This is a genomic window from Bacteroidota bacterium (assembly GCA_016195025.1).
Lineage (GTDB): Bacteria > Bacteroidota > Bacteroidia > Palsa-948 > Palsa-948 > Palsa-948.
Genome location: JACQAL010000016.1, coordinates 86,381 through 111,072, shown reverse-complemented (window position 1 = coordinate 111,072; position 24,692 = coordinate 86,381). Strand labels below are relative to the sequence as shown.

General features: G+C 42.9%; 20 protein-coding genes. 11 read left to right on the top strand and 9 right to left on the bottom strand.

Annotated elements, in window-relative coordinates:
- Nucleotides 1–4 precede the first annotated feature (4 nt).
- Nucleotides 5–1,909: an amidophosphoribosyltransferase gene (locus HY063_03015; protein ID MBI3500741.1), complete on the top strand. Its 1,905-nt coding sequence runs from the start codon at nucleotides 5–7 to the stop codon at nucleotides 1,907–1,909.
- Here the strand turns inward: HY063_03015 and HY063_03010 are convergent.
- The gene (locus tag HY063_03010) at nucleotides 1,906–5,496 is read right to left on the bottom strand and encodes a hypothetical protein (GenBank protein ID MBI3500740.1); all 3,591 of its coding nucleotides are present in this window, start codon (nucleotides 5,494–5,496) and stop codon (nucleotides 1,906–1,908) included. The two genes, HY063_03015 and HY063_03010, sit on opposite strands and share 4 nt — an antisense overlap.
- A gap of 74 nt (nucleotides 5,497–5,570) precedes the next feature.
- Here HY063_03010 and xth point away from each other — a divergent pair, with 74 nt between their 5' ends.
- Nucleotides 5,571–6,338 carry an exodeoxyribonuclease III gene (gene xth, locus HY063_03005; GenBank protein MBI3500739.1) on the top strand — a complete coding sequence of 256 codons (768 nt, stop codon included), beginning with the start codon at nucleotides 5,571–5,573 and terminating at the stop codon, nucleotides 6,336–6,338.
- A 93-nt stretch (nucleotides 6,339–6,431) separates the two neighbouring features.
- Nucleotides 6,432–8,192, top strand: a complete 1,761-nt coding sequence (locus HY063_03000) for an ABC transporter substrate-binding protein (GenBank protein ID MBI3500738.1) — start codon at nucleotides 6,432–6,434, stop codon at nucleotides 8,190–8,192.
- A 42-nt stretch (nucleotides 8,193–8,234) separates the two neighbouring features.
- Here HY063_03000 and HY063_02995 read toward each other — a convergent pair whose 3' ends face one another.
- Nucleotides 8,235–8,957 carry a hypothetical protein gene (locus HY063_02995; GenBank protein ID MBI3500737.1) on the bottom strand — a complete coding sequence of 241 codons (723 nt, stop codon included), beginning with the start codon at nucleotides 8,955–8,957 and terminating at the stop codon, nucleotides 8,235–8,237.
- A 150-nt stretch (nucleotides 8,958–9,107) separates the two neighbouring features.
- On the opposite strand from HY063_02995, the gene HY063_02990 reads away from it, so the two are divergent.
- Nucleotides 9,108–9,254 (top strand): hypothetical protein, encoded by a 147-nt coding sequence (locus tag HY063_02990; protein MBI3500736.1) that lies wholly within the window; start codon nucleotides 9,108–9,110, stop codon nucleotides 9,252–9,254.
- On the top strand, nucleotides 9,251–10,270 hold the full coding sequence (locus HY063_02985; GenBank protein ID MBI3500735.1) for an OmpA family protein: 1,020 nt from the start codon (nucleotides 9,251–9,253) through the stop codon (nucleotides 10,268–10,270). The genes HY063_02990 and HY063_02985 overlap by 4 nt, the downstream gene beginning before the upstream one ends.
- Before the next feature lie 26 nt (nucleotides 10,271–10,296).
- Here the strand turns inward: HY063_02985 and HY063_02980 are convergent, their stop codons facing one another.
- The 4 genes from HY063_02980 to HY063_02965 all read right to left on the bottom strand — a co-directional run bounded on the left by HY063_02980 (nucleotide 10,297) and on the right by HY063_02965 (nucleotide 13,504).
- Nucleotides 10,297–11,697 (bottom strand): T9SS type A sorting domain-containing protein, encoded by a 1,401-nt coding sequence (locus HY063_02980; protein ID MBI3500734.1) that lies wholly within the window; start codon nucleotides 11,695–11,697, stop codon nucleotides 10,297–10,299.
- 234 nt (nucleotides 11,698–11,931) lie between these two features.
- Entirely contained in the window at nucleotides 11,932–12,744 is an 813-nt protein-coding gene (locus HY063_02975; protein ID MBI3500733.1) for a hypothetical protein, read from the bottom strand.
- An 11-nt stretch (nucleotides 12,745–12,755) separates the two neighbouring features.
- Entirely contained in the window at nucleotides 12,756–13,055 is a 300-nt protein-coding gene (locus HY063_02970; GenBank protein MBI3500732.1) for a hypothetical protein, read from the bottom strand.
- A gap of 107 nt (nucleotides 13,056–13,162) precedes the next feature.
- The gene (locus tag HY063_02965) at nucleotides 13,163–13,504 is read right to left on the bottom strand and encodes a hypothetical protein (GenBank protein MBI3500731.1); all 342 of its coding nucleotides are present in this window, start codon (nucleotides 13,502–13,504) and stop codon (nucleotides 13,163–13,165) included.
- A 280-nt stretch (nucleotides 13,505–13,784) separates the two neighbouring features.
- Here HY063_02965 and HY063_02960 point away from each other — a divergent pair, with 280 nt between their 5' ends.
- Nucleotides 13,785–15,650, top strand: coding sequence for a hypothetical protein (locus HY063_02960; GenBank protein ID MBI3500730.1), 1,866 nt, complete (start codon nucleotides 13,785–13,787; stop codon nucleotides 15,648–15,650).
- A 111-nt stretch (nucleotides 15,651–15,761) separates the two neighbouring features.
- Here HY063_02960 and HY063_02955 read toward each other — a convergent pair whose 3' ends face one another.
- From HY063_02955 to HY063_02945, 3 genes are all read right to left on the bottom strand, one after another.
- The gene (locus HY063_02955) at nucleotides 15,762–16,217 is read right to left on the bottom strand and encodes a hypothetical protein (protein ID MBI3500729.1); all 456 of its coding nucleotides are present in this window, start codon (nucleotides 16,215–16,217) and stop codon (nucleotides 15,762–15,764) included.
- Between the two features lie 70 nt (nucleotides 16,218–16,287).
- Nucleotides 16,288–18,381 carry a DUF1736 domain-containing protein gene (locus tag HY063_02950; GenBank protein ID MBI3500728.1) on the bottom strand — a complete coding sequence of 698 codons (2,094 nt, stop codon included), beginning with the start codon at nucleotides 18,379–18,381 and terminating at the stop codon, nucleotides 16,288–16,290.
- On the bottom strand, nucleotides 18,381–18,800 hold the full coding sequence (locus tag HY063_02945; GenBank protein ID MBI3500727.1) for a GNAT family N-acetyltransferase: 420 nt from the start codon (nucleotides 18,798–18,800) through the stop codon (nucleotides 18,381–18,383). Before HY063_02945 ends, HY063_02950 begins: the two co-directional genes overlap by 1 nt.
- Before the next feature lie 136 nt (nucleotides 18,801–18,936).
- Here HY063_02945 and HY063_02940 point away from each other — a divergent pair, with 136 nt between their 5' ends.
- From HY063_02940 to HY063_02920, 5 genes are all read left to right on the top strand, one after another.
- A complete protein-coding gene (locus HY063_02940; GenBank protein MBI3500726.1) occupies nucleotides 18,937–20,541 on the top strand; it encodes a T9SS type A sorting domain-containing protein in 1,605 nt (534 codons plus the stop codon).
- Between the two features lie 71 nt (nucleotides 20,542–20,612).
- Nucleotides 20,613–22,205 carry a T9SS type A sorting domain-containing protein gene (locus HY063_02935; protein MBI3500725.1) on the top strand — a complete coding sequence of 531 codons (1,593 nt, stop codon included), beginning with the start codon at nucleotides 20,613–20,615 and terminating at the stop codon, nucleotides 22,203–22,205.
- 30 nt (nucleotides 22,206–22,235) lie between these two features.
- Complete coding sequence (gene pyrF / locus HY063_02930; GenBank protein ID MBI3500724.1) at nucleotides 22,236–23,030, top strand: orotidine-5'-phosphate decarboxylase; 795 nt, start codon at nucleotides 22,236–22,238, stop codon at nucleotides 23,028–23,030.
- 42 nt (nucleotides 23,031–23,072) lie between these two features.
- Complete coding sequence (locus HY063_02925; protein ID MBI3500723.1) at nucleotides 23,073–24,341, top strand: DUF2851 family protein; 1,269 nt, start codon at nucleotides 23,073–23,075, stop codon at nucleotides 24,339–24,341.
- A 49-nt stretch (nucleotides 24,342–24,390) separates the two neighbouring features.
- Nucleotides 24,391–24,621, top strand: a complete 231-nt coding sequence (locus HY063_02920) for a PspC domain-containing protein (GenBank protein ID MBI3500722.1) — start codon at nucleotides 24,391–24,393, stop codon at nucleotides 24,619–24,621.
- Nucleotides 24,622–24,692 lie beyond the last annotated feature (71 nt).

Sequence of the window (24,692 nt, the reverse complement as noted above, 5' to 3'; positions counted from 1 at the left end):
GCTTATGAGCGAACCCATCAAGCACGAGTGCGGCATCGTGCTCCTCCGCCTTCTCAAACCACTCTCGTATTACCACGACAAATACGGCACGGCACTCTACGGCCTCAGCAAACTTTATTTGCTGATGGAAAAGCAGCGCAACCGCGGGCAGGATGGCGCGGGCGTTGTGAATTTGAAATTGGATGTCGAGCCGGGAACAAAATATATTTCGCGCTACCGCTCCACTTCGCACAACGCGCTCGATGAAATTTTTCAGAAGATAAATTCCCGCTTCATTGATTTGGAAAAAAACAAACCGGAAAAACTTTCGGATGCTGATTGGCTGAAAAAAAATATTGCGTTCACAGGGGAACTATTTCTCGGGCATTTGCGCTATAGTACGTATGGGCAGAATGGAATTGAATACTGCCATCCTTTTCTTCGCCAGAATAATTGGATGACGCGCAATCTGGTTGTAGCAGGAAATTTTAATCTCACCAACACAGAAGAATTATTTCAGCAGTTGGTTTCGCTCGGGCAGCATCCGAAAGAAAAAGCCGACACGGTTACCGTGATGGAAAAAATCGGACATTTCCTCGATGAAGAAAATCAGTTGCTATTTAAAAAATACCATAGCGAAGGATTAAACCATACGGAAATCACTGAGAAAATAATTCTGAACATTGACATTCCGAAAATTCTGAGAGACGCTACGAAAAAATTTGATGGCGGCTATGCGATGGCCGGCATAATCGGTCACGGTGACGCATTTGTTCTCCGCGACCCGAATGGAATCCGTCCTGCGTTTTATTATTGCGATGATGAAATTGCCGTGGTGACTTCCGAACGACCGACCATTCAAACAACTTTCAATGTTCCGCTGGAAAAGATCAAAGAGATAAAACCGGGACACGCACTTATAATAAAGAAGAATGGAAAAATTTCCGAGCAGGAAGTGCTGGAGCCGAAAGAGAAAAAATCCTGTTCCTTCGAACGAATTTATTTTTCGCGCGGCAGCGATGCGGATATTTATCAGGAAAGAAAAAATCTTGGCAAGGAACTCGTGCCCGCTGTACTGAAAGCAATTGACAATGATTTGCGCAATACTGTTTTCTCTTTTATTCCGAATACGGCTGAGGTTGCTTTCATCGGAATGATGCACGGCATTCATTCTTTCCTCGATGAATGGAAAGAAAAAGAAATCGAAAAAAACTTTTCGAAGAAGAATGGAAGCAAAAGCATAAAAGATATTGTTTCGTTCCGCCCGCGCGTGGAGAAAATTGCAATCAAGGACGCGAAACTCCGCACATTCATCACTGCCGATTCTCACCGCGATGACATGGTGGCGCACGTATACGATACAACTTATGGAGTGATTCGAAAAGGAATTGACAATTTGGTTGTGCTGGATGATTCCATAGTGCGCGGAACAACTTTGAAGCAAAGCATCATCCGTATTTTTGACCGGCTCGGTCCGAAAAAAATTGTAATAGTTTCTTCCGCTCCGCAAATCCGTTTTCCCGATTGCTATGGAATTGATATGGCGCGCCTCGGGGACTTGGCGGCATTCAAAGCAGTAGTGGAGTTGCTGAAAGAAAAATACAAAGACAATCTCCTCGATGAAGTTTTAGAAAAAGCCATAGCTGAAAATTCAAAACCGCTTGCTGAAATAAAAAATATGATGAAAGAAATTTACAAACCATTCACCGCGCAGGAAATTTCAGATAAGATTACGCAGCTGCTCACGCCTGCCGGCACGCAAGCCGAAGTGCAAATCATTTACCAGTCCATCGAAGGGCTGCATGCTTCCTGCCCCAATCACAAAGGCGATTGGTATTTCACAGGCGATTATCCCACTCCCGGAGGAAATAAAGTTGCCAACCGTTCCTTCATAAATTATATGCAGGGGAAAAAAGTTCGCGCTTATTAAAAGAACGCTCTCACCTGTGCATTTCCCGTATGAATTGTTTTTACGCCCGGAGATTGCCTTCCATCGTAAGATAGAGTAAGCTGAATATTATTTGCAAGTGTTCGGCTATAGCCAACGCTCCACGTATAATTTTTTCCGGTCTTCAATCCTTCAAGCATTTCAAAAGCGAGCGGAGTATTTTCGGCATCGTTGTAGGCAATGAGAATAAAATTTGCTTTCGCGGTTAAACTTCCTTTGTTGAGCGCGTTGTATTTTATTTCGCTTCCGAAATTTTGCGCAGTGGTTTTCGCCTGCGGATTTGTTCCAATCACGAGTGTATTTTTCTTTTCGGAATATTTATACGACACGCTTACGCGGAACGAAGCGTTGGGCTGAAAAGAAATTTTCGGTTCGGTTTCATAGTAGAAAATGCGGTAGTTGCGCGCGGTAAAAAATTTTGAGTTGTTCTTTTTTGTTCCTTCTTTGTATGAACTCTGAAAAGTCCATTGCTGATTTACATTCCAGCGCAAATGCGTTTCGCTGTAAAGATTCTGCCGCGAAGAAGTATCATTTTCCAAAAGTGTTTTGTTGCGCACATCCTGCACCGTGTAATCCATTCCGAAAACAGGCGCGGTTTGATTGAAGTAAACCGTATTTCTCATAGAGGAATTCAGCGTGATGAGCGTATTGTCTTTTGTGTCGGAGAGAAAAGGATTGTAGGCAACCGATAAATCTTTGTTTGTAGTTTTCCGGTCGGTACGGTAAGCGGTTTGATTAGAAAATCTGGAAATAAATTTTTGTACTCCTTTTTTATCCGACCATTTTGCAGCGGGCTTCACGGTGAAAACTTCGCTGAACTGATTTGTGAACGCGCTGATGTAATCATCGGTGGGTGTCCACACTTTTATATAATTCGCTTCATTCGGGAAAGGAGAAATTTCAAACTCGTTGAGTTGTTTTACTCCGTCACCATTGTAATCTTTCCAAACATAAATTCCTTTTCCGGGCGCGACTTCGAGAAAAATAAATTCCTTCTTCAATTCTAGGCCGGAACCGATTTCATAAAACGTGTTCGAAGAAAAAAATCCTTTCAGCAGAGAAAAATTATATTCCGCTCTTCCCACTACCGTGTTCTCCGGCTTTTGCGAAGTGATATTTGTATCGAGAATGGTGAGCTTGCGGTAACTCCCCGTAATTCTGAATTGCGAATTCGGATTGCTGAACAACTCGATTCCTCCTCCGTAATTTTCCGCGAAGGTTGCTTTTTGCAAAGAAGGAAATCCTGTAACGCCAATGTTTTTTAAAGCGTAATCCGTTCGCTGCTTATAGTTAATTGTGTATTTGTTATTCGATGAATCGCGAAACTCCGCGAACGGTTCCCACTCGTAATACTGCAACGTTCCTGCTACAAGTGAATCAACATTTTTTGACTTAATCAGATTTTGTTCCTGCTGTTCGCGGATTCCTAGGGTGAAGTTTTTTATTTTCTGCGAAAGGGAAGATTTGCTGCGCAGATAATTTGTGCGGTTGACAAAACTTTTCGAATCGAGATAACTTCCATCGAACGTGAAGAGCAAACCTTTGTAGCCAAGATTTGTGCGGGCGGAATGTTTCGCTCCGTTGTAAACATCTCCCTGCAAAAAAGATTTATAATCATAGGCAATGATATTTTCTTTTTTCGCAACGCCAATGCTTCCGCCAATGATGTGCTGGTCATCTTTTGCTGTGAGATTATTCAAATTCCAGTCGCGCTCAAACTCCACCGAGCGGAATCTTTCTATAGGAGAAAAAGTTTTCTGGACGAACTCATAATTTATATTCGTCAGTAAATTCCATCGCGAATATTTTCCCTTTGCAGTATCGCTGCGAGTTGAATCGGAAGAATGAAAAATCGGCACAGCCATATCCCAATTCATTTTTCCCGCAAACCCTTTGTCATTTGCTTTATCAAGATTTGAAAAAGTATTTATGTTGTTGTTGCTCGCTGCGCCTTCGAGAGAAAGTTTTGAATTTTTCCCGATGAGAAAATCCGCTCCGGCAGTGATCATTTGTTTTTGCTTTGGTGCAATGAGAAGAATTTCCGGCTCGTAAGAACCTTTGAGTTGTCCCGTAATTGTATCGGGCAAAATCCATTCGTAAACTTTTCCATTCGCTGCCGATTGTTTCAGATTATAATTTCCTTTGTTCGCGCCCACGAAGGAAAAACTCAGACGGTAATGCGCTTTCGTGCTGTCGGTGGAGTAAACAAAAATTCCGGGATAGAAATGCGTGCCGATGGTTGTGTCTTCCTTATGATACAAAACTTCCGTTCCGTTGAACGCAATGCTGTCGGCAGAAGGCCAGATTGCATATTGCAAACTATCGCCAATGCCCGCGAGCAATTTTTTCTGCGGGTCGGTGAGTTCCTGCTGAAGCGGTTTGTTTTTGTTGTCCTGCTCGTTGTAAATATTTATGCGCGCGCTCACTTTTTTGCTTTCGTATTCCGTTCCCGCGTGAATGAGCGAACGCGCATAATTTTTATCCGAATACTGAAACTCCACCACAATGCGTTTGTCTTTCGTAATTAAATTTTTCGGAGTGAAAATAATTTCGGAAGTGTTGTAATTAATCGTGTAATCATTTTCCTGCCCGCGTTCGAGCAATCTTCCATCGAGAAAAACTTTTTCCGTTCCTGCGAGAACAATAATGAATTGTTCGTTCTCCGCTCCGCGAAGTTTATACGGACCCTGATTTCTTTCCTGCTTCGTTCCGTTGAAAGTATTTCCATTCGAACTTTCCGCAGAAATATTTCTTGCGAACTTTCCTTTTGAAATGGCAGCGCTGGCTTTTACAGTTAGGAGGGATTGAGTTGGAGAATATTTTGTTTCGAAACTTAATCCTTGCAACTTTTTGTTGAAGTTCATAAAATATCCTTTCGGCTTACCGATTTGGAAATCTCCGGCAGTCACAGTGGTTTTTCCTTTCGCGGGTAAATCTTTTATGCCAAGTTGAATAAAAACTTTATCAAACTCCTGCAACTGCTGCGTGTTTCCCTCGGGCTGAATGGGAATATTCTGGTCGGTGGCAGCCATGAGAATGTCAATGTTCTCGCTGAGTTTTCCTGCGAGCTGAAGATTGAGATTTGAATTCAGAACTACATCCTGATTATTTCCGAACGACAGCCCGCGCGAAATGCTTCCACTTTTTGTGAGCCCTTCCGTTTTGAAAAAGTCAACATCATTTTTTTTATCATAGGAGTAAATGTACGGTTCGCCAAATTGATTGTTCTGAATTTTACTAATATCCTTGTGCTGAAATTTTTTGGAGAAGAGAAAGGGAAAAACTTTGTAAGAAATATTTATTGTATCTGAAAACTTTCCTTTTCGAATCAGCAAAGCATTTACGTAGTCAATTTTATATTTAGAAGAATCAATGATTGCCCCGTTGGAATCTTTCAGTGAAACAGTTCCGGGAATTATACTGAGCGAATCAAGTTGCGTTGTGTCTTTGGAAAGAGAAATTATTTTTATGCGCAAATTTGATTGGGAAAAAGAAGTAATAGACAGTAAACAAAAAACAATAGACAATAAAAAAGCAAAAGCAATTCGTAATTCGTAATTCGTCTTCATTCGTAATTCGTAGGATTGAGCAAAAATCGGAATTCAATGAATACAAACGACCAATTGTTATATTTGTTTTCCCTATGACAAAAATTATTTCTTATAATGTAAACGGCATTCGCGCTGCGGTGCGAAAAGGATTTTTGGATTGGCTCAAGAGCGCCCACGCAGATATTGTCTGCCTGCAGGAAATCAAAGCGCACCCGGAGCAACTCGATAAAGAAATTCATGATAAACTTCACGAACATTCTTACTGGTACCCCGCGCAAAAGAAAGGATACAGCGGAGTTGCAATTTTTTCCAAACGAAAACCCGACCGTGTGGAATATGGCTGCGGAATAAAAAAGTATGATGAGGAAGGAAGAGTTCTTCGTGCGGATTTCGGAGAGGTGTCGGTGATGAGCGTTTATTTTCCTTCGGGAACCATGGGCGATGTGCGGCAGGATTTCAAGTATGAATTCCTCGATGACTTTCAGGAATACATTAATGATTTAAAAAAGAAAAGACCAAATCTTATTCTCTGCGGTGATTTTAATATTTGCCACAAGCCGATTGATATTCACAACCCTGTTTCCAATGCAAACACAACCGGCTTTCTTCCTGAGGAAAGAGAATGGATTGACAAGTTTATGCAGAGCGGATTCATTGATTCGTTCCGCCATTTTAATAAAGAGCCGCATAACTATACCTGGTGGAGTTTTCGTTTTGGCGCACGCGCGCGAAACCTCGGCTGGCGGATTGACTACCAACTCATCAGTTTATCGCTGGAGAAAAAATTAAAGCGCGCGCTTATTCTGCCCGAAGCAAAACATTCGGACCACTGTCCTATTGTGCTGGAAATTGATTTTTAACCGGTCGAATTGCAGTTGATAACCTCCTTTGATGTATAAATTAAATTTTATATTTGCACCTGCCTGTTTTGGGCACTCTCAATCCTTATGAATATGAAAAAAATTTTCTACTTATTTATTCTTGGCGCAATCATTTCTTCCTGCGGAAATCCCGTGGAAACCGAAGGCGGTCTTCGCAAACTCAAAGGAGGAAAATATGGCGGAGGCGTTCTCCGCATGAACGAAGTGGAGGACTTCCGCAATTTATATCCGCTCGACATTACCGAAGTTACTTCGCACCGCATTGCCAACCAGGTTTACGAAGGGCTGATTAAACTCTCGCAAAAAGATTTATCCATTGTTCCCGCGCTGGCGGAATCGTGGTCGAAAAATGCCGATGCAACCGTGTGGACTTTTCATCTTCGCAAGGGCGTTAAGTTTCACGATGCCGATTGTTTTGACGGGGGAAAAGGAAGAGCCGCCACTTCCAAAGATTTCAAATGGGCGTTCGATAATCTCTGCACGGCAAGCGCGCATAATCAAATGTACGACCTTACTTTCAGAGGAAGAGTGAAAGGCGCAGACGAATATTACCAGTCCACAAAAGATAAAAAGCCGCTCGAAGGCGGAGTGAGCGGAGTGAAAACACCCGATGATTACACGGTTGAAATCACGCTCAACAATTCGTTTGCCGGCTTCCTGAATATTCTTTCCATGCCCGGCTGTTATTTGTTTCCGAAAGAAGCGCTGGAAAAATATGGCGAAGACGGTATGCGCACAAAAGCCGTGGGCACCGGTGCATTCATGCTGAAAACCGTGAAAGAAGGCGAAGCGGTTATACTCGACAGGAATCCTGATTACTGGGCGAAAGATGCCGATGGAAATCAACTTCCGTATTTGGATGCCGTGCGGTTTTCTTTCGTGAAGGAAAAGAAGCAGGAGATTCTCGAATTCAGAAAAGGAAATCTTGACATGATGTACCGCATTCCCACCGAAAACCTTCAGGATGTGCTGGGCGAATTTGAAAAAGCAAAAGAGAACAAGCCCTTCGAACTTCAAATCAGCCCCGCCATGGCAACTTTCTACTATGGATTTCTGCACCCCGTAAAACCGTTTGACGACAAGCGCATTTGCCTTGCTTTCAATTATGCCATTGACAGGAAAAAAATTGTGGACTACACGTTGAAAGGCGAAGGCATTCCTGCCGACTACGGAATTGTTCCGCCTGCTCCGGCTTTTGAAGCGCAGGGATATAATTTCAAATCGCTGAAAGGATATTCGTATGACCCCGACAAAGCGAAAAAACTTTTAGCCGAAGCAGGATTTCCCAACGGGAAAAATTTTCCGAAACTTATTTTGCAAATCAACAACGGTGGAGGCGACCGCAACGTGCTCACCGCGCAGGTGATTCAAAGCATGCTGAAAGAAAACCTGAACATTGATGTGAACATTGAAACGCTTCCCTTCGCGCAGAGTTTGGATAAAATTGAAAGCGGGCAGACACTGTTCTGGCGCACGGCCTGGATTGCAGATTATCCCGACCCCGAAACTTTTCTCACGCTTCTTTATGGCCCGCACATTCCGCCCAACCTTTCCGACCGCTCGTATGTGAACTCGGTGAGGTTCAAAAATGCAAGGTACGATTCTCTTTTCAGCACTGCCATGCGCGAGGTGGATGATAAAAAAAGATTCCAACTTTACCTGCAAGCCGACCAGACGGGAATTGACGAAGGCGCCATCATGCCGATTTTTTACGATGAGATTTACCGCCTTGTGCAAACTAACGTAAAGGACTTTGACGTGAATGCCATGGAATACCGCGATGTATCGCGCGTTTATTTTGTGCCGGAAAAAGAAGGTAAACCAAAATCCTGAACTTAATCCTTCAAGGTTTTTAAAACCTTGAAGGATTTTTACTCAACTCTCTTTCTTAGGTTCCTGCGAGAGATACCTCACCAGCATTCTTTTGGCAACGGGTAAAAAAGTTTCTTCGAGCGGAAGAGATAATTCGCTTTCAATTGCGTAAGCCGCGGGGTTCGGCAGAAGTTTGTTCCCGCGCATCAAATCGCTTTTCATGGATTGAAACGTAGAGGAAATATTTTTTTCAAATGCCCTTATAAAATGCGTGTGAATGGCTTTGTATTTTTCCGAAGCCGTTTCCCAGAAAGTGATTTGATATTCATACGCGTTGGTCTCCGCGCTTTTTCCGCCTTTCAGAAAAATGTAGCCGCATTCGGTTTTCAGCGGAATGATTCCAACGGGCAGAATGGATAAATGCTCTTCCACAATATCGTAAATGGATTTGCCTTCTTCCACGCGCGTTTCAAACTGCGGAATGGCGAACTCAACAATCTGTTCAATCTCATGGAGCAGTTCGTCATCGCTTAAAAGATTTTCGAACGTGAGCCCGCCTGAATTTATTCCGGATATTTTCTGCGGGAAATTCTTCTGAAGGTTTTGCTTATTCTCTTTTACTGCGAGCGCTTCCTTATAATGCTGAATGATTTCCGCCAGCCAGGGATAAAGTTTGGTGGCGTCAAATTTTTTTTTCACATCCTGCAAATAAGCAAGCAGCAGGTATTTCTTGTATTCAAAGTCAATGTGCTTTTCGGTAAGCCAGTTTTTACTGAGTTCTGTCATAACAAAAAAGTTTAAAGTTACACAGCCGAAATTCAATTATTCTATATCTCGTTCTAAATATGAAACGAAAAACTATGCCAAATGTTTCATGCGCGCTGAATTATTAGCAGGAATATGTTAATAATTGAGCATATTGCTGAAATTTCACCTATGAAAAAAGCCCTACTATTGCTTTCAGATTGGATGAGTGGAAGAATGGAAGAATGGAAGAATGGGAAACAGCCCGCTTCCTCCGAAGGAGTTCCTTCGGTACAATTTTTCCGACTTCCCACCTTCCGTAAAACTTTTACATCATGAAAAAACATTTCACCCGCCTGTTACTGCCCGCTGCTTACTGCTTGCTGCTTACCGGCTTTTTCGCCTGCGTTCCGCAAAGCAAATTCCTTGATGAAAAAACCAAGCGCGAGAACTGCGAAAAAGATTTAGCGAACTGCAAATCATCTTCGCAGAAAATGGAAACCGAACTTTCGGAACTGAAAAATAAAATGGCGGAAGAAGAAAAACAATTGGCAGGATTGCAGAAAGACACTTCCATCACCGGCACCAATTACAGAAACCTTGTTTCGAAATACGATAAGTTAAATGATTTGAATGAGAAACTTCTTGATAAATACAACCGGCTGCTTTCCGGAAGCAATTCCGAAAGTCAGAAACTGAGCGGGCAGTTATCCTCCACGCAGGAGCAGTTGCAGCGCAAAGAAGACGACCTCAAGCAACTGCAAACCCAACTTGATCAGAAGAAAAAGGACTTGGACGCGCTCACCGACCAACTCAAGCAGCGCGAGCAGCGCGTGAAAGAACTCGAAGATATTCTCAAGCAGAAAGACGAAGCGGTGAATGCGCTGAAGAAAAAAATCTCCGATGCGCTCACGGGCTTTGAAGGAAAGGGCTTGACCATTACGCAGAAGAACGGGAAAGTATATGTATCCATGGAAGAAAGTTTGCTCTTTGCCACCGGCAAATGGGCGGTAGAACCCAAAGGGCAGGAGGTGCTGAAAAAACTGGCGAAGGTGCTCGAAACAAATTCCGATATAAACGTAATGGTGGAAGGGCATACCGATGATGTGCCCATGAAAGGCATGGGCGATGTGAAAGACAACTGGGATTTGAGCGCGGTGCGCGCCACTTCCGTAGTGAAAATAATTACTTCCAACAGTTCAGTTGACCCCAAGCGCTTAACCGCAGCGGGCAGGGGAGAATATTTTCCGCTCGATGATTCAAAAACAAAAGAAGCCCGCGCCAAAAACCGCAGAACGGAAATCATTCTCACTCCTAAATTAGATGAACTGCTGAAAGTGCTGGAGACGAATTAAAACCGAAATAAAAAACGTTTGCAGCATTATTTCTCAATCACAATTTTCTTCGCCACAATTCCGTAGGCAGTTTTTAATTTCAGAAAATAAATTCCGCTTGAATGTGAAACATCTATTGCTTGTTTTCCGATTGCGGGAACAGTTGTTGCGTAAACAATTCTTCCCATAACATCGCTAAAAGAAATTTCTGCCTTGCCGGAATTTTTATTTCCGAAATCAATAAATAAACTTCCCGAAGAAGGATTCGGAAAAACAGTTATTTCATTTTCTGAAATTTCATTTGCTGCACTCAGGCAGGTATCTGTAGGCGTGAATAGTAAATAAAAATTGCACACGCTTGGCTGCATTACATGAACCCAAAAAGTATCTCCTTGTGTTGGCGAAGGAGTAATACATGTTTGTGTTCCGGCAGGAGGAGGAATGGCGCTTCCGTTTAAATACCATTGATATGCATAACTGATATTGGGGTCAGTAGGGGCGCATAAAGTTATTTGCTGCCCGCTGCAAAATTGCGGCTGAAATGGTACAGAAGAACTACATAAAAAATCCCAATAGGAATAGGCAAAATGACTGCCATAAATGCAGTCGGCATTGATGATGACAACGGTTACTGTTTGCCCTATATACGCTGCAAGATTTACTCCTACAGTTGTCCATGGTTTATACTCGCCAATACTGCTTGGGGCGCAACCGTTTCCATTCACCGAGTAAAGACCGGGAAGCGATGTTCCGGGAGTATATGTAAAACATCCGCAAGGAACAGGATTTCCGGTTGTATCATAAATACAAATACCGGCAAAGGGCTGCTCATTGGGAAGATGCCCGGCATCCTCTATCACGAGGGCATAAGCATAAGTAAAATTTGTGTCTTGAACAGTAACAGTTAGCGGATAAGTAAGCCGTTCCACAACACCGTCTCCTGCACAGGTTGCTCCTATTTGTATGGAATGATTTCCAAAACCGGGGCATACATAGGGGATGGAAGGACTGCTTGGGCTGCCTGGGGTATTGGGGTCAATACCGGGTCCGGAAGTAATGCTGAAGTTGGGTGCTGCGGGATTAAGAGCAGGCGGATTCGTAAACACAGGAGGGTTTCCTCCGCTGTTGGTTCCCATTTGCCATTGCCATACACCCCAACCGTTTTCAACTCCCATTCCGCTACAGGAGGAATTCGCGGAAGGATTTTGTTTCATGCTTATCCAGTTAACTTTTCTTCCGACCGCTTCAAGTTCTTTGTTCTGCTGAATTAATTTATCAATCACAGGAAAAGGCAAACCTTCTTCTTTCATTTTCTGGCGGGTTATTTTTTCCTCCGATGTGTCTTGCGCTTTTTGATTTTGCGCAAATGCACAAATGGAAAAGCATAGTGTAAAGAGGAATCCCGCTGAACGCGGAATCAATCCGCTGGCAGATAATTTTTGTTTCATGAATTTTTATATTATCCGAGGGTGAAGAATGATTAAATCTATGCCCTTCAAGAGTGAAGACGATGAAATACCTGAAATGGTTGCCTGAAAGCAAACAAAAAGGTGATGCTAAAAACCGCAGAACGGAAATTATTCTCACTCCTATAAATTAGATGAACTACTGAAAGTGCCGGAGACGAATTAACCAAAAAGAAAACAGCAGGCAGATTTTTGCCGCCTGCTGTTCTCGGCATTTTATCCAATCAGCACCGTTTGCATTTCGTTCCAGTCGCCTGCCAGTTCGGGGTGTTTGGAGTTGAACCAGCGGCTCCATACGCATAAATATTTTCCTTCGGCAGCGGCACCGAATTTAAAATCGTGCGTGGCGCCTGAAAAAAATTCCTGCCTGGTGCCGTCATCGGGATGCTGGGGAACGGGCTGCGGAAGCGGAACAGGAACCGTTGATTTTGCATTGGCGGAAACAACAGCAGCTGTGCGCTGCGCAATTGTTTTCGGGTTTTCATCCATAATCACGTAGGCATACTGCACTCCGTCTGCTCCTTCGGGAACCGATGCGCGCCCTTTCGCCTCGTCTTCTTTATGCGATGCCGCGCGTTTGTTTCCCCCGTTTCCGCCTTCCCATTTGGTGAAACACTGGTCTTCAATTTTGGTATGCGTGTGGCTGGGTTTTGCGCGGTTGGCATTCAGCACGAGGTTGAAAATTTTTTCTTCCACGCCCGTTGCGTTCGGGCTGGATGCGATGATATTCAAAAGAGGATTTGCAAAGGTGCGGAAGTTTTTAATGAATGTTTCCACTTTCTTTTTTATAACACTGGTGCTGGTGGCTGGGTTGCTGTAGAGGGCGAACAATCCTGTGTTGGGTGCATCCCAGTACAAACGCTTGTTATGCCAGTCGGTGGCGTTGGCGCTGCTCAGCCCCAGGAACTGCCAGTAGGGATTTCCGGTGGTTGGCTCAATGGCTAACAAATGGTCATCAGTGGTGCTGATGAACGGGTCGAATTTTTTGGGGCTGGTTGAGATACGAGCCCTTGTTTTTTTCGTTTTCATTGTTGTTGAATTTAATTTATGTTTTGTTTTTTAATTGATTTTTGCTTTTTACAAGCCGCCAGAAAATCTGGCGACACCACCAAACAATTCTGCGTCACCGCGAGAAAACCTTGCGTCAGCACTGAAAGTTCCTGCGTCAGCACAGAGAAATTTCGCGTTACCGCGAGAAAACCTCGCGTCAGCACTGAAAGTTCCCGTGTCAGCACAGAGAAATTTCGCGTTACCGCAGAGAAATGCTGCGTTGCCTCAGGATTATTCTGAAACGTTTCAGAAGCTTCTGCCGTTCTCTGATATGTAACTCTTGTTTTCATTTTTTCTTTTTGCTTGTTTGTTAATTCCACCTCTTTGACGCAAACAGAAGGGAGAATGTTGCGCGATTCTCCCGAAGCGACAGTAGTTTCTCCTGAAACGACAGTAACTATTCTGCCGGAGGGTGTTTTTTCAGATACGCTTTCAGCCGTTTGTTTCCTTTGCGGGTGAGGACAAGAATAATGTTGTTGTAAAATTGCGCTTTGAGCCATGCTCGCTTTTTAATTTTTATCACTTTTACGAGAAGAAAACGGTCGAGCCGCCTGAACCAGTTTATGCTCCACACCTTGTCATGAAAATAGTTTAAAGGATAGCCGTAGATGAGCGGCTCTTTTTCATTTTCAAAATAGAGTTCGCAGTTTTGCCCCCGCGCTTTTGCGTAGAGCACATCGGCTCCGTCTTTTTGGTAGGGAAAACCGTTTGCATCCCTGAATGTGAGAGGCACAAGCATTGCGATTCTTTTTTTCTGAGTAGTGATGCTGCATGCGGTGGTTTTTTAAATGCTGAAACGAAGGAAGGGAAATATTTATTGCATTGCTCCTGTTAAAAATTGTTAACTGCGCGGATGAGGAGCGGTTAATTCAATAACAATAAATGGTGAACTTACAGTTCCAGCAGGAGCGGAATTCACTATAGAACCAACACCATGCAATTAGGATAAAATAAATAATGTTTTTAAAAAAGGTGAATGATGAGTTCACCTTTTTTACTTTTGTGAAATGAAGATTTGCATGAAGAAGCTAATTAATGAAGGCACGATGAAAAATAAATTTTCTATTCTCGCTCTTTTTCTTGTTGTAATTACAGTTTTGTTTTTTAACTTTTATGAACCGCCTGGGCATCTTATCGCATGGGATCAGTTCGGTTATTATCTCTATCTCCCGCTGATATTTATTTATCACGATTTGGGAATGAAAAATTTTTCCGTGGTCGAAAACCTAATTCATAGTTATCAGCCGATACAATATTTTTACCAGGGAATTCAACTTACAGACGGTTCATACGCGCTCCGGTATACTTCCGGTCTTGCAATTCTTTACAGCCCGGGATTTTTTATAGGGCATTTATACGCCTATCTATTCAATTATCCCATGGATGGATTTTCACCTCCTTATCAATATGCCATTCTTTGCTGGAGCGTGCTGTTTTTGCTCATCGGGCTTTATTATTTCCGTTTACTTCTTTTATATTTTTTCAGTGACAAAATTACTGCTATTGTTTTGCTTGTTTTTTATTTCGGAACAAATTTTCTACACATGACAACGCACTGGGGAATCCTGCTTGTTCATACCTATCTGTTCACCGTTTTCACAATCATGCTATGGCATACTATCAAGTGGCACGCAGAACATAGGTTTTCTTCGGCAATCATTATCGGTATTACGCTTGGACTCTCTGCCATAATACGTCCAACGGAAGTTTTATCTATTATCATTCCTGTTTTATGGGGAATAAAAAACGTAAAAGACCTGAAACAAAAAATCTCTTCTGTTTTTAGAAATTATCTCTCTCACTTGATAGCAGCAGCAGCCATAATTTTTTTATTTGCATGTATTCAACTGGGCTATTGGAAAAACATAACAGGATATTTTTTTTTCGACAGTTATGGAGCAAATGCTGGTGAAGGATTTGATTTTCCTCCTTATCTATTACAGTTTCTTTTCAGTTATCGCAAGGGGTGGTTATTGTATACTCCTGTCATGGCATTTGCACTTTCAGGATTTATTTATATTTATAAAAATAAACGGGAACTTTTTCTTTCTCTTTTTTCTTTCTTCATTCTTTTCCTATTAGTTGTTTCATCGTGGACATACTGGTGGTATGCCACCTGTTTCAGCCAGCGCACTATGATACAGATATATCCCCTTTTGTGTATTGCCCTTGGGTTTTTTATTCAATGGTGCTTCAAATGGAAAAATATCCTTAGAATAGGCTCAGGCATTCTGATTTTATTTCTTATGTTTTTAAATTTATTTCAAATATGGCAATATTCCCATGGAATCATAGATGGAGACCGCATGACGAATAAATATTACTGGAAAGTTTTTTTTAAAACTTCTGTTCCAACAGGAGCAGACAGCTTGCTTCTTGTTTCACGAGATTCTGAACTTAAAAATGAAAAGTTGCTAATAAAGAAAACTATTTTCAGCAATGACTTTGAAAAAGATAAACAGGCAATTAAAAATATTTCCTTTAGGGACACAACCATTAATTTTTCAAGTACAACGGGTAAAATAGATTCTGCTTCAGAATTTTTCAACCTTTATGACGAACAACTCAAAAACCTTTCCGATAAATATTTTTTCTGGGTTCGGATAAAAATGAAAATTATGCCGCTGCTACCCATAAAAACTACAGATGCGATGCTTGTTATAAATATTCTGCATAATAACAAAGCATATCAGTATTCTACCTTTCCCTTTGTAACTGACACTTCACACCTTTATATCTGGCATGAACTGAAAGCCGATTATCTTACACCTGAAATCAGGTCATATAATGACAGGTTGCAGGTATATGTCTGGAATGGGGGCAAAGGAATGTATGTCATAGACGATTTGTCTATAGAAATGTTTGAACCGCCTGAAAATCCTTAAAGTTATTTTGTAGCCGTTAGCGGAAAAACCGCAGAGGGAATTATTACAAGGAAAATTATTGTGCAGTCCGCAGAATGACGGACTCCGTATTACATCGGAGCGGTAACACGCTCACGGCTTCTGCCCCGGTTTCTTTTTCAGTTTGCCGGTGAAAGCAAAATTCTTTTCGGTTTTTCCTTTTTTGTTAATCAGTTCAATGTTGCCTTCAATGGCATCGCCCATAATGGTTCCGCTCCAGGAGAGTTTTTCGTTCTGCTCGTTCACCAGATCGCCCATCCAGGAATAAACTTTCTGCCCATCGGCAGTGGTGGAGTCGTGCAGGATCTGGTACTTGCCTGCTTTTTCAAATCCCCAGCCCTGGTCGGCAAAAATGGGGCATTTGAATTTGCCGGAGTTGAACGCCACTTCATCGGGCTCCCAGGGTTTTTTCTTTCCCTCTTCTTTGATTTCGGCAATGAATTTTTGCCCGTCAAGCGGCATTTTCTTTGGCGCCTGCGCAGATGCTTCGACTCTACTCAGCATGACAAGCGCGCTCATCATCAGCAGGGAAATAAAAAATTTAGTCATAAAAAATGTTTTTGCAATTATAGAAAAGAAAATAAAGTTTGCAAAAAAAAGTTTTTAACCGCGCGGCTGCTTACTGTTTACCATTCACCGGCTGCTGCATCTGCTGCATTCTCGCCTTCAGCGCTTCAAAGCCGCTGCGCGCTTCCGTGTTGTTGGGATTCAGTTGAAGCGATTTGGTAAATCCGCGGTACGCTTCGTTCAGGTTTCCGATTTGAAAATTCGCTCCGCCATAGTGGTACCAGGTTTCGGCATTCAAACTATCGTACTTCAGCGCGCGCGCAATGAACTGAATTGCCAGCGGAAGATTTCCTTTTCTTCCTTCCTGTTTTGCGCGCTCAATGAATGCGCCCACCAGCGCAGGGTCGTAGGATTGGCGGAAGAACGGATGCGTTGGAAAATACCTGCGCGCCATGTTCCAGTAATATTCGGCTTTGTCCAAATCTTTTTTCTGAAACCAGGCGAGCCCGAGATTCAGATATCCGTTCACATATTTAGGATGAAGCGTAACGGCTTTGTCAAGATGATAAATTGCCGAGTCGAGCATGGCAAGGCGGTGCGTGCTGTCTTTCTGCGCGCCTTCAATAAATGCTTTGCCCGCGTTGCCGTTTGCCAGCACGCTGTTGGGCACCACCCATGCATCGTGCGTGAAAAGAATGTTGTCGGTTTCCCAGTTCGGGTTGCGCTCAATGGTTTTGAATCCCATGGGAATCACCAGCAAAATCACCAGCGCAATATATGCCCAGGGCTTTATGGTGAATGTGAGTTTCATTTTTTCAAGAAGCCATAGCAGAAAAAATGCTGCCGCCATTGCAAAGCCGAGCGATGAATGGTAAATCAGCCGCTCGCCCATGGTGGCGCCAATGGGCATGGCAAGATTGGAAACAAGAAAAAGATGAAAGAGATAAAACGCAATGGCAAAGCCGAGCCAGTGTTTTTCTTTAATAAACTTTAACAGGTAAAAAACAATTCCTGTGTGAACGAAAATGGAAAGCCACACCAGCCCATCGCCAAAAGTATTGTAGGGAATTGTCTTCCACGAATAATCGGCAGAGAGCGGATGTGGAAAAATCAGCAGGCGCAGATATTTTACGAGAACAAAAATTTCAGTGGCGAGTTTCTGAGTGGGGTTTGCATACACATACGGATTGTTCAGCACTTCGGTGATTTCTCCCTGCCTGCCTGCGCCCACAAATTTATAGCGGAGAATCATGTAAAATGCCGCCACCGCAAAATAAGGAAGAGAAGTTTTTATGGTTTGCCAGAGGGTTTGCTTTCTGAAAATATAAAGTGCCAGCGGAATCAGCGCCACCAGCGTAATTGCCCATTCTTTTGAAAGCAGTGCAAGAAAATAAAAAAGCATTCCGAGCGCGAGCGTTTTGGTTTCTTTTTTCTCTTCGTTTTTGAAAACAAAAATAAAAGCGAGCACAATAAAAAGGAACGAAAGAATTTCATCGCGGCTTTTTACGTTCGATACCACTTCGGTGTGAATGGGATGCACAAGAAAAATTATGGACGTGAGAAAAGCCAAATCGTGCGGGTGAATGAATTTCAGGTTGGCATATTTGAAAATATAATCGCGCAGCAGCCAGAGCAAAAGCACCACCGAAAAAATATACAGTACCACGCTCGTGATATGGCGGGGCTTGGCAATGGCTTCGTGCGCCTGCCCGATTTTATTTTCTATCTGCGCCTTTTCTCCTATGAGGCGGTTGATGATTCCCACGGTTGCCGGGCTGGGATTTTGCTGAAGCGCGCGCAGCGAATCGCTCGCTTCGGTATAGCGGTTTCCGTAGCAGTCACCGAACAGTTGCTGTTCAATGGCAAACGTAACAATGGAGAGCGGGCGGTATCTTCCTCCCTGCAGTTCGCCTGCCGAACCCATGGAGCGGAAAAAACTATCGTACGAATCGGTGCTCATTATTTTTCCGATGCCCGAAAATCCCTGCTGCACATATTCATTCAGGCGCATCACAATGTCGTCATCAAGCGCGTATTTATTGTTGAAGGAATTCCAGTAAATGGCAAAACCCACCAGCACAATGAAAACCGACTGGTGAAAAAAGGTCTTCAGCGGAGAAAGCGGCTGAACGGACGCAAGCGCAGGAGCAAACGGCTGCGCTTGTTTTTTCTGCTGGGAAATATTTTTAGGTTTCTGCTTTGCCATTATTTTATCTTTCGCATAACAAAAATTTCTTCTTCCGAAAAATTATAGCATTTGCAAAAGTCAACTTTTTTTTGAAGCACGGGCGGATATTGTTTCACCGGTGTAAAACCCAGCCGTTCGAAGAAATGCGGAATCACGCACGTTACGAAAATTTCTTTTGGTTCAAGACGAAGAAGTTCTTTCACAATGGAACTTCCTATGCCTTTGTTCCTTTCCTCCGGAATAACTCCCACGGTTGCCACTTCCGAAAATTTTTCATACGAGCGCAACCTGCCAAAGCCAATAATGCGGTTGCCTTTCATCGCAACCAGAAATTGTTTCCACGAAACGTTTTCCCAATCCAAATCAAAACTTCTGGCAAGCCGCTCAATCACAGGCAACTCTTTTTCGGCAGCGGAACGAATTAAAATAGCGGGCATAAAATTTCCGCTGCGAATATAAAAATGAACTTCGATAGAGACATAATTTTTGGGGAAAAAACGAAATTGTTTCTGAATAATATTTTTGTAACTTTGAACGCATTAAATTCGTCTTACCACAACCTAAATTTATTTCATGAAAAAACTTTACCCCCTCTTATTCATCGCAGTTGTCACCCTGAGCGGAGTCGAAGGGACTTTCACTGCCAGCGCACAATTAGTTTATAAAGACGTTGCCGGAATTTTTTACAACCGCTGCACCGTGTGCCACCACAATGGTGGAGGCGCGCCTTTCTCCATGATGGATTATTCGGAGACCTCTCCTTGGTGCCCGCAGATTAAAGCCGATTTGAACAGCGGCAAAATGCCGGTGTGGCCGCCCGACACAACGTACACGCGCTTTCTTCACGAGCGCATTATCACCACTTCTGAAAAGGCAACCATTCTTCAATGGATAACCGATGGATGCCAGGGAGGAGATACTACCAAAGCGCCTGCTGCGCCTGTGTATACAAAAATCCAACTTTACGGAACTCCGAGTTTGATACTGAAGATTCCCACCTTCACCAGCAATGCCAGTTCTGCCGATGCGTATGATTGTTTTGCGCTTGCCACCGGTTTGACGCAAGACAGGTATTTGCGCGCGTTTGAAATTATTCCGGGAAACCCGGCCATTGTGCACCACGTGGTGGTTTCGGTGGATACAACCGGAACGGTTACCGATAACACTTCCGGCACTTGCTATAATCAGCCGGGACAATTTGGAATAGGAGGATATGCTCCCGGTGCAGGACCCACTGTTTTTCCCGGAGTTGCTCCGCTGAAAATGGGAATGCGCATAAAGGCGGGCTCTAAACTTGTGCTGCAAATTCATTACCCGGTGGGCAGCGGAGGAAAACAAGACAGCACGCAAATACGTTTATACTTTTATCCCACTAGCACCACCGGCATCCGCGAAACTTACAGCACGGTATTTTTGCAGAACTGGTCGCTGTTTATTCCTGCCAACACCACGCAGACATTCACTGCAAAATATCCTTCGAGCGGTGGCTTGACGGCTGCGCTTTCGTTGTATTCTGCTTTTCCGCATTGCCACGAAGTGTGCACCAGTTTGGTGAATTATGCCGACAACGGAACAAATACAATTCCGCTCATTCGCGAAAACAAATGGGATTTCAAATGGCAGGGATATTATACTTATAAGTATTTGGTAAAAGTTCCTGTGGGATATACGTTGCGTTCGTCTCACGTTTACGATAACACTACGGCAAACCCTAACAATCCGAATAGCCCTCCGCAATTGGTTACTGCCGGGCAAACCACAAAAGATGAAATGTTGTTTGATGCATTCATGTGGATGTATTACCAGAATGGCGATGAAAATATTGACATAGGCGGATTGCTGGCGAATGATTCCTTGCTGAATCCTCCTCCCACCTCTGTGAATGAATTTTATTTTGCTTCCGGCCTTACTTCGTTTGCTTACCCGAATCCGTTTGCCGATAAAATTCATATCGGCTACCAGTTGAGAAACTCTTCCAGAGTTACGGTGGAAGTTTATACTATTTTCGGAAGCAAAGTAAAAACTCTTCTTAGCAAAGATGTGAAAGCAGGCGCCAATGATGTGGAATGGAACGGAACGAACGATGAAGGAGTAAAAGTTCCCGATGGAATTTATTTTTACGTTATCCGTGCGGGGAAATCGGAGAACAGCGGAAAAATTGTTTTAATGCCGAGATAACTCTCCCCTCAACCCCTCTCTTTTATAAAGAGAGGGGTGACGAAGTCGGGGTGAGTTTTAAATATATCACTATGAAAAAACTTTTCTCTTTTGTTTTCATCGCAGTTGTCACCCTGGGCGGAGTCGAAGGGTTCGCGCAAACTCTGGAATACAAAGACGTGGCGGGAATTTTTTACAGCCGCTGCACCTCGTGCCATCACCAGAATGGCGGAGCGCCTTTTTCCATGATGAACTGGAGTGAAACTTCTCCCTGGTGCCCGCAGATTAAAGCCGATTTGAACAGCGGAAAAATGCCGCCCTGGTCGCCCGATACAAATTACACGCGCTTTCTTCATGAGCGGATTATCACGAGTACAGAAAAAAGCACCATCATTAACTGGATAAACCAGGGATGTTCGCAAGGTGACACCACCAAAGCCCCGCCTGCGCCCACGTATACAAAATATAAATTGAACGGCACTCCCGATTTGATTCTGAAAATTCCCACGTTCACCAGCAATGCCACCGGTTCCACCGATGCGTATAATTGTTTTGCGCTTCCCACCGGATTAGCGCAGGACAGAATCATTCGCGCTTTCGAAGTGATTCCGGGAAACGCGCCCATTGTTCATCACGTGGTAATCAAAGTGGACACTACCGGAACTGTAAACAGCGACCTCAGCGGAGGATGTTTCACCGAGCCGGGGCAATTTGATTTGGGAGTGTATGCGCCCGGAAGTTTCCCCACCATTTTTCCCGGGCAAGCGCCATTAAAGGCAGGAATAAAATTAAAAGCCGGTTCAAAAATAATAATGCAGATTCATTATCCTGCCGGTTCCGGAGGAAAACAAGACAGCACGCAAATCCGCTTGTACTTTTATCCGCTGAGCGCAACCGGAATCCGCACCATGTATGTTTCCACTCTGCTGCAGAACTGGAGCATGTTTATTCTTGCCAACACCACTCCGTCTTATACGGCAAAATATCCTAACAGTGGTGGCTTGACGGTTCCGCTTTCTGTTTACGCAACTTTTCCCCACTCGCATCTCATTTGCAAAACCATGCTGAATTATGCCGATAACGGAACCAACACCATTCCACTGATTCGAATCAACAACTGGGATTTCAACTGGCAGGGATTTTACACCTTCAAGAACCTGGTGAAACTTCCTGTAGGGTATACGATTCATTCCAGCCACATGTATGATAATACTACGGCAAACCCGAACAATCCGAACAACCCTCCGCAAAATGTTGTGGCGGGCACAAGCACTACCGATGAAATGCTTTTCGATTCCTTCCAGTATTTGATTTATCAAACGGGCGATGAGAATATTGACATAGGAAGTTTGTTCACGAATGATTCGCTTTTGAATCCTCCGGGTTCGGTGAATAATATTTTGGCTTCGCTCAGTTCCGTCTTCGCTTACCCGAATCCGTTCAATGATTTTGTGAAGATTGGCTATGAACTTAACTACCCGGCCGAAACTTCCATTTCGGTGTATTCTGTTTTCGGAAGCGAAGTGAAAAATCTTTCTGCCGGATTTAATTCCGCAGGCGCATATACCCTAAACTGGGATGGAAGAAATTCTTCGGGCGCAAAAGTTCCGGCAGGAGTTTATTTCTATACCGTGAAGGCGGGTAACTCCTCCACGAGCGGAAAGATTATGGTTTTGCCGCGGTAAGTTTTACTATAATAGAGAGCCAGATAAAAAGTGACGCGAGAACAACTTTACGAAAACATAAAAAGCAAAAAATCTTTCCTCTGCATCGGGCTCGATACCGACCTGAAAAAAATTCCCAAGCACCTTCACAAATCTTCCGACCCGATTTTTGAATTCAACAAACAAATCATTGACGCTACTCACGATTTATGCGTGGCATACAAACCGAATATTGCCTTCTATGAATCTATCGGAAGCGCAGGATGGGAATCACTGGAAAAAACTGCTGACTATTTAAAAAACTTCAAAGATATTTTTACGATTGCAGATGCCAAGCGCGGTGACATCGGCAATACTTCCTCTATGTACGCGCAGGCATTTTTCGGTTCTATGGATTTTGATTCTATCACCGTTGCTCCATATATGGGCGAAGATTCCGTAACTCCGTTCTTGCAGTACGAAGGCAAGTGGGTGATTTTGCTTGCGCTTACTTCTAATAAAGGAGCGAATGATTTTCAAACTGAAAATAATTTATACAAAACCGTTCTGAAAAAATCTCAACAATGGGGAAATGCCCATAACATGATGTATGTAGTTGGCGCAACGCGAGCGGAAATGCTGGCTGATGTAAGAAAAATTGTCCCCGAACATTTTTTATTGGTGCCGGGTGTTGGCGCGCAGGGCGGAAGTTTACAAGAGGTTGCCACATTCGGAATGAACAAGCAATGCGGACTTCTCGTAAACTCTTCCCGAAATATTATTTACGCGAGCGACAAAGAAAATTTTGCAACCAAAGCAAGAGAAGAAGCAATGAAGACGCAGAAGGAGATGTCTTCCTTATTATAGTATTTGCTTTTCGTAAATTCGTATTCATTAGTTATCCGTACCATGACCGAAGAATTCCTCTGGCATATCTGGAAGTTCCGTTTGTTTGATAATAAAGATTTACAAACCACTTCGGGAGAAGAAATTAAAATCCTGAAGGTTGGTGAGCATAATTCAGATTCAGGTCCTGATTTTTTTAACGCGAGAATTAAAATTGCCGGAACTGAATGGGCGGGCAACGTGGAGATTCACACCAGCGCTTCCGACTGGCATAAACACAAACACACCACCGATAAAGCATACGACAATATTATTCTTCACGTGGTGCATGAAGCAGATGAAAAACTTCATAGGAGAAATGGAGAATTAATTCCAACGTTGGAATTGAAAAATAAAATCCCTCAAAATATTTACGGAAAATATCTGCAATTCAAATCGAGCAAGGACTGGATTCCCTGTGAAAAGCAAATTGCTTCTGTAGATAAATTCACGCTGAATAATTGGCTCGACAGATTATTGGTTGAACGTCTCGAACGAAAATCAAAAATTATTACCGATTCGCTGAAGCAGAATAAAAATAACTGGGAAGAAACTTTTTATCAGATGCTCGCCCGCAACTTCGGACAGAAAATAAATTCAGATCCATTTGAATTGCTGTCGAAACAATTGCCTGTTTCCGTTCTCTCAAAACACAAGAACAACTTATTGCAGATTGAATCTTTGCTTTTCGGAACAGCAGGAATGTTAGAAAAAGATTTCAAAGATGATTATCCCAATGAACTCAAAAAAGAATTTAAATTCCTGAAAAGTAAATTCAAACTCAAACCCATTGATTCTTCCCTCTGGAAATTTATGCGATTGCATCCGCCAAATTTTCCAACCATTCGCATTTCACAATTTGCAAATCTTATTTATAAATCTTCGCATCTCTTTTCAAAAATTCTGGAAGCGGGCTCAGTAAAACAAATCATCATTCTGCTTGAAACCGAAACCAGCGAATACTGGCAAACACATTATCAGTTTGATAAATTTTCTTCAAAGCGAATAAAAAAAATAGGAAAAGATTCCATTAACACAATTATCATAAATACTATTGTTCCCTTCCTGTTTATATACGGCAAAGAAAAAGGTGAAGAGAAATACTGTGACAATGCATTAATCTTTCTTGAAAAATTAGATGCGGAAAATAATTCCATCATTTCAAAATGGAAATCAATCGGGCTGCCTGCAAAATCTTCCTATGAAACACAAGCATTGCTGCAGCTTAAAAACGAATATTGTTCAAACAAGAAATGCTTGAGTTGCGGAATTGGAAATGCGCTGCTGAAATAATTCTCACTTTCGCATTTTCGTATCAATTCGTTTTTCGTAGATTTGTGCTATGCTCAACCGCTTCCGGAAATTTATTGAAACGCCTCTCTTCGGTGTGTGCACCTGGCTCGGGGAGAAAATGGGAATTAAAACCACCAAAGTCCGGCTTTACTTTGTTTATATTTCTTTCTTCACCTTCGGCTCGCCCATCATCGTTTATTTTGTGATGGCATTTCTTCTCGAGAACAAAGAATATTTCAAGCCGAAAAAACACAAGCGCCCAAGCGTTTGGGATTTTTAGAGTATCTACTAATTTACCAATCACTACTAATCTACTAATTAACAGCCAATGGATTTTGGTTTTCATTCGTA

Bases quoted from the DNA above. Each gene is read 5' to 3' on its own strand.
- HY063_02955 (MBI3500729.1), bottom strand. From the start codon at position 16,217: ATGACTAAATTTTTTATTTCCCTGCTGATGATGAGCGCGCTTGTCATG.
- HY063_02975 (MBI3500733.1), bottom strand. From the start codon at position 12,744: ATGAAAACGAAAAAAACAAGGGCTCGTATCTCAACCAGCCCCAAAAAA.
- HY063_02995 (MBI3500737.1), bottom strand. From the start codon at position 8,957: ATGACAGAACTCAGTAAAAACTGGCTTACCGAAAAGCACATTGACTTT.
- HY063_02965 (MBI3500731.1), bottom strand. From the start codon at position 13,504: ATGCTTGTGCCTCTCACATTCAGGGATGCAAACGGTTTTCCCTACCAA.
- HY063_02970 (MBI3500732.1), bottom strand. From the start codon at position 13,055: ATGAAAACAAGAGTTACATATCAGAGAACGGCAGAAGCTTCTGAAACG.
- HY063_02950 (MBI3500728.1), bottom strand. From the start codon at position 18,381: ATGGCAAAGCAGAAACCTAAAAATATTTCCCAGCAGAAAAAACAAGCG.
- HY063_03000 (MBI3500738.1), top strand. From the start codon at position 6,432: ATGAAAAAAATTTTCTACTTATTTATTCTTGGCGCAATCATTTCTTCC.
- HY063_02940 (MBI3500726.1), top strand. From the start codon at position 18,937: ATGAAAAAACTTTACCCCCTCTTATTCATCGCAGTTGTCACCCTGAGC.
- HY063_03010 (MBI3500740.1), bottom strand. From the start codon at position 5,496: ATGAAGACGAATTACGAATTACGAATTGCTTTTGCTTTTTTATTGTCT.
- HY063_02920 (MBI3500722.1), top strand. From the start codon at position 24,391: ATGCTCAACCGCTTCCGGAAATTTATTGAAACGCCTCTCTTCGGTGTG.
- HY063_02990 (MBI3500736.1), top strand. From the start codon at position 9,108: ATGAAAAAAGCCCTACTATTGCTTTCAGATTGGATGAGTGGAAGAATG.
- xth (MBI3500739.1), top strand. From the start codon at position 5,571: ATGACAAAAATTATTTCTTATAATGTAAACGGCATTCGCGCTGCGGTG.
- HY063_02985 (MBI3500735.1), top strand. From the start codon at position 9,251: ATGAAAAAACATTTCACCCGCCTGTTACTGCCCGCTGCTTACTGCTTG.
- HY063_02945 (MBI3500727.1), bottom strand. From the start codon at position 18,800: ATGCCCGCTATTTTAATTCGTTCCGCTGCCGAAAAAGAGTTGCCTGTG.
- HY063_02960 (MBI3500730.1), top strand. From the start codon at position 13,785: ATGAAGAAGCTAATTAATGAAGGCACGATGAAAAATAAATTTTCTATT.
- HY063_03015 (MBI3500741.1), top strand. From the start codon at position 5: ATGAGCGAACCCATCAAGCACGAGTGCGGCATCGTGCTCCTCCGCCTT.
- HY063_02980 (MBI3500734.1), bottom strand. From the start codon at position 11,697: ATGAAACAAAAATTATCTGCCAGCGGATTGATTCCGCGTTCAGCGGGA.
- HY063_02925 (MBI3500723.1), top strand. From the start codon at position 23,073: ATGACCGAAGAATTCCTCTGGCATATCTGGAAGTTCCGTTTGTTTGAT.
- HY063_02935 (MBI3500725.1), top strand. From the start codon at position 20,613: ATGAAAAAACTTTTCTCTTTTGTTTTCATCGCAGTTGTCACCCTGGGC.